A 1,789-nucleotide genomic window follows, 5' to 3' on the forward strand; every position below is an offset into this window, starting at 1 on the left:
GTGGGTCAAGGCCCTGGGCCTGATGATCGCGATCATCAGCCTGATGCGCATCGGCGTGCATGTCCTGCGCCAGCAGGGCGACGGCGTGCCCGACCGCGACGACACGTACGACAAGCTGTTCAACTTCGTCGTGGGCGCCCTGTTCATCGGCGGCGCGGCGGCGTTCCTCGCCGCGATCGGTCTGGCCGTGTCCGGCAGCTGCTAGGAGGACCCGTGATTCGTGTGCTTCGTCGCTTCGGCCGGTGGGCCGCGGCCGTCATGCTCGCCGTGGGCGTGCTCGCGGCCGCGGGCGCGTGCTCGCCCATGGAGCTCACCGGCGCCGAGGACCTGGGCGAGCAGCTCAAGTTCGGCAACGACACCGTCGTGAACAAGGAGATGGTGATCTCACGCATGGAGATTCCCGCCGACGGTCTGGGCGAATGGATCGGCCAGGACGAGATCCGCGCCGCCGTCGCCGACGTGAGCGTGAACCCGGGGCTGTGCAACGGCAGCAACTGGGACGACGCGCAATGCAAGGAGGTCGTCGAGGACGTGCGCGACCAGCTGGCCGCGACCGCGTTCCTGCAGTGCGACGCCCTGGAGAAGGGCTATCAGGAGGAATCGCCCGACGAGGGCGCCTGGGAGCCGAAATACGCCGACGACGACCAGGCGCGCACCCGCGCCATCGCCTGCGAGAAGAAACGCAAGATCAGCTGGCTGGAGGCCACGCTGTGGGCGCTGTACGAGGACCAGTCGGCGCAGACGATCAGCTGGCTGACCACGAGCCGCAACACGCTGGTGGCGGCGCCGTCGACGGTGGGCACGCTGCAGGCGAACGACGAGCCGATGTACGACGGATGGTTCTCGATCCTGAACAAGTACCTGCCCGTGCTGCAGGGCCTGCTCGCGGTGTGCGCGGCGGTCAGCCTGGTCGTGGTGGGCGCGCGCGTCGTGTCCAACACGCGCGAGGGGCTGCTCGGCGAGGACCACCGCCTGCTCGACCGCACCGGATGGGTGTTCCTGGGCGTGTTCGCCGCCTCGTCGTGCGTGTCGATCGCGTGCACGTTCTTCAAGCCGACGCGCGACTACTACCGGGGGGAGGGGTTCTCGAAGATCCCCGTCGCGCCGCACCTGCAGTCGTGGACGCCGGGCGAGGGGTACGGCTATTTCGTGTCCGACTGGGTGCGCATGCAGGTCGACCCGTTCCTGATCATCGCTGCCGTGCTCGGCGTGTTCGCCGCCGGCTACAAGCTGGTCACGACCCAGGAGGGCCGCGACCTGGTGCCGTTGGGCAAGGCGCTGATGTGGGCGATCGTCACCTCCGTGTGCCTGGCCGGCGCGGTCAACCTGGTCACCGGCGTCGTGGACGTGTGGACGAGCGACGTGCTCAAACGCGCCTCGACCATGATGCGCGACGCATGGGAGTCGAACACGCTGGCGTCATGGGAGTTCTTCCGCCTCGACCCGCTGCTCGCGTTCGTGCTCACATTCAGCCTGTGGCTGTGCAACCTGATCGGCAAGATCTTCACCTACCTGCGCGCCGGCATGCTGCCGATCCTGGTGGGCGTGGCCCCCGTGTTCGCCGCGATGAGCTGGAACGAGCACGGCCGCCAGTCGTTCGGCAAGGTGCTGGGCACCCTCGTCGCGTTCCTGCTGTACAAGCCGATCGCCGCCCTGGTCATGGCGACCGGCTCGGCGATCATGGTCACGGCCGGCAAGGGCGACGACAGCCAGGCGATCACGCTGACGCTGACGATCATGGTCGTCGTCATGCTGCCCGCCATGATCCGCACGATCGTGCCCGCGGTCG

The 1,789-nt window shown here is 68.3% G+C and carries 1 protein-coding gene and 1 pseudogene; both read left to right on the forward strand.

Annotation, left to right across the window (positions count from 1 at the left end):
* Positions 1–205: pseudogene (locus B1400_RS09765) on the forward strand (hypothetical protein); the annotation flags it as partial.
* Between the two features lie 8 nt (positions 206–213).
* A partial coding sequence (locus tag B1400_RS09275; RefSeq protein WP_133064683.1) for a hypothetical protein occupies positions 214–1,789 on the forward strand: 1,576 nt, incomplete at its 3' end.

It is taken from the genome of Bifidobacterium italicum (genome assembly GCF_002286915.1).
Classification (GTDB): Bacteria; Actinomycetota; Actinomycetes; order Actinomycetales; family Bifidobacteriaceae; genus Bifidobacterium; species Bifidobacterium italicum.